Below are 5,409 nucleotides of genomic sequence, written 5' to 3' on the forward strand. Positions count from 1 at the left end.
TCTGGAGGGCAAATCAATCAGCTCCGTCGCCAGGACCTTCAATGTTCACCCGGCCACTATCTATCGCTGCATTGAGCCAAACGGCTCCTTATGACACTTTTCTGTTCCGCTCAGCCGCACGACCCAACGACGGGCGCCAGCGACCAGCTCGGCAAAAACTCCTCGATCGCCGCTTCGATGCGCCCAATCCGTTCCTTCGCGACCCGGACCGCGTCGACCAGTTCCTGCAATGCGATCTGGTGGGCTGGATGATCGAAGCGCTGCTCCTGAAGCCACCGAAAGTGGCGGGCGCCCCATGTCGTCTTGCGCGGGAAAGATGCGGCCATGCTTCAGCATGAACGGGCTGACCTGTTGCCGGTGAACACGCTGGGTCTCGACCGCAGCGGCGCGTGCGCGAACGAGATCGCGCATCGCTTCATGCCCCGCATCAGGCACCCACACCGCCGTCAGTTCGCCGGCTCGTAGCAGTCTAGCGAGCATTATCGCGTCGCGCCGATCCGTCTTCACGCGGTCGCGGGCGCGCTTCGGGATCAACGAAGGTGCCACCACCATGCAGGAATGCCCGAGCTCGATGATCAGGCGATATAGCCCGTATCCTGTCGGCCCGGCCTCATAGCAGCAATGCACCACATCATATTTCGCCGCGATCCGGAGCAAGATGCGCTTCATCGCGTCAGACGATGCATAGACCTCGCCATCAGCGACCGCGATCGCATTTCGCGCCTTTGCGACGTCGATTCCTATGAAAACTTCTGTAGGGTGTCCTACGGTTCGTCCTCCTCGCGTGAGGATCGGGTCGGCCCACCCGAGCAACCCTCGGATCACCAGTGTAGGGCGAACCACCTCTAACAACGAGGCGGACATACGGTCTTACGGAAAACCCATAGAATCAGCGTTCGAAGTGGATGTCCACACCCATCCGCGCACAGGTCTCATAAGGTCAGTGCCACGCAAATTGCCTTCGGGCACCTTGCAGATGTTTGCGGCAATGGGTTGACCAAGAAATATCCGCCGGAGAAACTGCTCTGCAATGCAAGAGCGGCGTCGATCGAAGATGGCGAGATTACGTCTTGGCTTGCTTGGCGCAAATTGGTTGAGCCGCGTTCACGGGGCGCCATCGCAGATGATAGAATGAAAGCGTTACGATGGGCTCCAATCTGTTGATGCGCTGATAGCTGGTGTCCACCCGGCACCATATCTGTCAAGACGCATGAAACATCAGAGCAACACAAGGGATCGCTCTACCTCGAAGGCATGTAACGGCCGACAAAGTCCAATACGCCTGCGTTGAAGGCGTCATTTTGGTCTCCCACGATCATGTGCCCTGCACCTGGGACCTCCAATACCTCCAACTGAGGCAGCAGCTTTCGTGCTCCGGTTACAGCCTCTGCGTCCACAACGTCGCTGGCCCCTCCCCGAACGAGCAAAACCGGCAGTGTAACCGAACTCGCCATGTCGATCGCCCAGCTAGCAATGTCAGGCGGCTCGGTAGTCGGGCCATTCCCGAAGAGCCGCGGATCCCAATGCCAACCTAGCCGACCATCTGGACGCAATCTCAGATTCTTTCGAAGGCCGGATATATCGTTCGGCCTTTGGCGCTCTGGGTAATAAGCTGAAACCGCATCGGCCGCCTCGTCTACCGATGCAAATCCATCGCGGTTACACGTCATGAAAGCGACAATCCGCTCTCCCCCGCGCTGAGCAGGATTGGGCACAATATCGACCAGCACTAAGGCGCTAGCGCGCACCAACCCGTCCCCAATCGCCCGATAGGCCGCAATGCCACCCATTGATGCGCCAACAAGAGCGACGGGCCCCTCGACGTCTTTGAGGATCGCCTTGAGGTCAGCGGCAAGCGCCGCGAAGGTATAATCGCCATCTTCCGCCCACTGGCTTTCACCGTGCCCCCGGGCATCATAGGCAATGGTCCGGTACCCCGCTGCAGCAAATGTCCGAAGTGCCGTGCCCCAGCTGTGGCGCGTTTGACCGCCGCCATGCATCAAGACGATCGTCGCACCCGCCTGCGAACCCGCCGTCTCGGTTACGACGACGTTCTGCCCGCCGCCTTGAACATGACTGACCACCGTTTGGATTTCGGTTTGCCAAGAGGGATCTTTAGTCAAAAAAAGCACCTTTGCATTTGAAGTTGGGACGATGTGCAGCTCTGAACTAAACTGGGCTCATTTCAAGGTTCTGGTGTCACTCATGAGATTTCATATTCGACGATTGAAGTCCTGACTAAGACGCCCCCTACCAAGACATCATCGCTCATAGCTCTTCCATCAGCTCCGGGATGACCTTGAACAGAACACCTAACGAGGCAGACCTCCGCGACCTGGAAAATCGGGAGCACCCTCGTTCTTGATGATGGCGATGATAGTCTTAGAGTCCTTCATGCCCCCAAATGCTGGATCGCACCCGATATTCCGATCGCGACAGAGACGTCCGGCGCGACAATCTTGCCGGTCTGGCCGACCTGATAGTCATTGGGCACGTAGTCGGCATCGACGGCGCCGCGCGCCGCTGGCTTTCGAGCGCTAGCGCATCCTGTTCATTACGGGTGATACGGTGGCGAGTGGCAATGTTCTCGGCCGTTACGCCCATATGATAACGGTGAGAGGGATCCGTGAGCGTGCCGGTCAGACCGGCGAGGAGAGTCGCCACCCCCATTTTCCAATCCCACCGAACCGATGGCGCCAAATAGGGAGCCCGGCTCACTATCTCGACCCCCGCCCCGATCGGGATCTCGCAGTCGCCCGAGCATAACCGACTGGGCCGCGCTAATGATCGCCTGAAGTTCTGACCCACAGAGGCGGTTGACGGTATGGGCCGGCTCCTGTTACGCGACGCCCGCCTCCATCGCCGCGCTTCGGGCAGCATAAGCGTCGCGCAGCCCAGTATGGATGACGTTGCCCGACACAACGTTCCCACCAGCTTGTGGTCGATTCCTCCCCTTGCAATCACGGCTTTGGCGACATGCGCGGCTAGCTCGCCGGGCTTTTGCGCCTTGAGAGCACCGCCGAAGCTGCCAATTGGCGTGCGAGCCGCTGAGACCAGGAAAACGTCCGTCATTCGAAATCTCCATAGTCGGGCTGCGTCGCCGAGGCGCGGCTCGACCAAGCAAACACTCTTGTTATCAGAAAGCCTCGGAAGGCAGCGCCATCACTGGCCGCTCGCCTGCGGCGATACTTACGGCCAAGCCCTGCGCCTGCGGCAACACGCGCTGTGCGAAGAAGTCTGCAACGCAAAGTTTGGCGTGATGCAATGGCGAAGTGCCTTTTTTGGCAGCGACGGCCATGCGGGTCCACATCCATCCCAATGCAACGAGCGCGAAGAGCCGCAGATAGTCGACCGCTGCCGCGCCGCCTTGATCGATCGACGCGCCGTGGAGCACCTTGGTCGCTTCGCGGAGCAGCAAAAGCGCGTCGCGCGTCTTTGCCGCAACAATCAGATCGGAACCAGCAGAAGCCTCATCGATCTCCATGGCGACGAGGTCGAAAAAGCCCTCGACGACCGAACCTCCGCCTAGCGCAAGTTTGCGCCCCACCAGATCGATCGCCTGCACGCCATTGGTACCTTCGTAGATTTGCGCGATGCGAGCATCACGGACATACTGTTCCATGCCCCACTCGCGTATGTAGCCGTGGCCGCCGAATACCTGCTGAGCCTGAACGGCGCTCTCGAAGCCGAAGTCGGTGAATGCTGCTTTCACGACAGGCGTCAGCAAGGCCACGAAGCCATCAGATTTCGCTCGCTCTGCTGCATCGTTATGCCCGTGCGCCCGATCGAGTTGAAGTGCTGTCCACCCCGCGAGAGCTCGCCCCGCCTCAACGAAGGCCCGGACATTGAGAAGCATGCGTCGAACATCGGCATGTTCGATAATCGCGACCGGCCCCGCTCCGCCATCGGTGCCGCGTCCCTGCAGGCGCTCTCGCGCATAAGCTGAAGCTTGTTGATAGGCGGCACCGGCGACACCCAGCCCCTGAATACCTACCATCAACCGCTCGGCATTCATCATCGTGAACATCGCCGCCAATCCGCAGTGTGGCTCGCCGACCAGCCAGCCGGTCGCGCCATCATAGTTCATGACACAGGTGGGTTGGGCATGAATGCCCATCTTCTTTTCCAAGGCTCCGACCGACATCGCGTTCCGTGTCGTGAAGTCACCTGCAGCGTCCGGCGCGAACTTGGGCACGAGGAAGAGACTGATACCTTTGACCCCCGGCGGCGCATCAGGCAGCCGGGCGAGAACCAGGTGGACGACATTCCCGCCGAAATCGTGATCACCCGATGATATGAAAATTTTCGTGCCCGTGATGACATACGTGCCATCACCGCTCTGTTCCGCCTTTGTTTTGAGCAGCGCCAGATCAGTACCCGCCCCGCTTTCAGTCAGAGCCATCGCGCCCGTCCACGCGCCGCTGATCATGGGCGGCAGATAGATGGACTTCAGTGCTTCGCTCCCATGAGCCGCAATCGCCTCCGCTGCCCCCCGGGTTAGCCCCGGGAATAGGCCGAACGAAAGATTCGCCGCCGAGAGCATCTCGTCCAGCCACAACTGGAGAATGAATGGGAGCCCCTGCCCTCCATACGCCGGATCTGCAGACAGCGAGGTCCAACCGCCTGCGGCGAACTGGCGATAGGCATCTGCAAAGCCGGATGGCGTGCGAACCGCTCCATTCTCGAGACTACTACCTTCTGCGTCGCCGCTGCTGTTGATGGGATGAAGCTGCTCCGCGCAGAACTTCCCGCCTTCTTCCAGGATCGTCACCGCGAGGTCGGTTTCGGTATCCGCCTTGTTGAGTTCCGCCATTGCGGCATCAAATCCGAGCACTTCGGTGAGGAGGAACCGATAGTCGGTAATCGGAGGAACGTAGGAATGCATGTGGATCTCATATGGATAGGAAGCGTCAGCCACTTATATTGTACCAAACGACTGCTACATAATCAACGATGTTAAATCTTTCTCGCACTTTCTGTCGCGCGCCTTTGTTATTGCTGGCGAAAAATGCGTAGGATTTGCTGGCCCAGGTCTTCGAGCGAGAGACGGCCGGGCCGGTACCAATGTGCAGCGCTATTGAGCTGGGCCAGCAAGAGGTTTCGGTAAATTGATCGGTCTATATCCGCAGGAAGCGGCAGGTCCGCGATCAATTCGCGAAAGGGCTGCTCGAAAGCGTCGCGACGGGCGATCAACTGGCGGCGGACATCGTCCGGCACTTCACGAAAATCATTCATCAGGGGAAATGTCAGAGAGTCGACGTCCGCCTGGATTTCAAGAAGTGGAGGGCATGGCGTGGAACGTACGCCAGACAACGCTAAGCGAGAACATTTCGAGAACCGTATGAGGGTCTTTATCGCCGGAGGTCGCTGAGTCCTAGTTCTTCCCACATCCACGTGAAGTCATAGGTG

Annotated in this window: 2 protein-coding genes and 4 pseudogenes; all 6 read right to left on the minus strand. The window is 59.1% G+C overall.

Annotated features, from left to right (window positions below; genetic code table 11):
- Positions 1–125: 125 nt before the first annotated feature.
- Positions 126–792, minus strand: a pseudogene (locus tag WA070_RS10575) (IS110 family transposase); the annotation flags it as partial.
- A gap of 449 nt (positions 793–1,241) precedes the next feature.
- Positions 1,242–2,123, minus strand: coding sequence for an alpha/beta fold hydrolase (locus WA070_RS10580; RefSeq protein WP_422633944.1), 882 nt, complete (start codon positions 2,121–2,123; stop codon positions 1,242–1,244).
- Between the two features lie 145 nt (positions 2,124–2,268).
- Positions 2,269–2,524: pseudogene (locus tag WA070_RS10585) on the minus strand (FAD-binding protein); the annotation flags it as partial.
- 47 nt (positions 2,525–2,571) lie between these two features.
- Positions 2,572–3,072, minus strand: a pseudogene (locus WA070_RS10590) (acetyl-CoA C-acyltransferase); the annotation flags it as partial.
- Positions 3,073–3,136: 64 nt separating this feature from the next.
- Positions 3,137–4,885, minus strand: a complete 1,749-nt coding sequence (locus WA070_RS10595; RefSeq protein ID WP_422633945.1) for an acyl-CoA dehydrogenase family protein — start codon at positions 4,883–4,885, stop codon at positions 3,137–3,139.
- A 107-nt stretch (positions 4,886–4,992) separates the two neighbouring features.
- Positions 4,993–5,289 (minus strand): annotated as a pseudogene (locus WA070_RS10600) (TetR/AcrR family transcriptional regulator); the annotation flags it as partial.
- Positions 5,290–5,409: the final 120 nt, after the last annotated feature.

This window comes from Sphingobium sp. (assembly GCF_049304695.1).
In the GTDB taxonomy this organism is placed as follows: domain Bacteria; phylum Pseudomonadota; class Alphaproteobacteria; order Sphingomonadales; family Sphingomonadaceae; genus Sphingobium.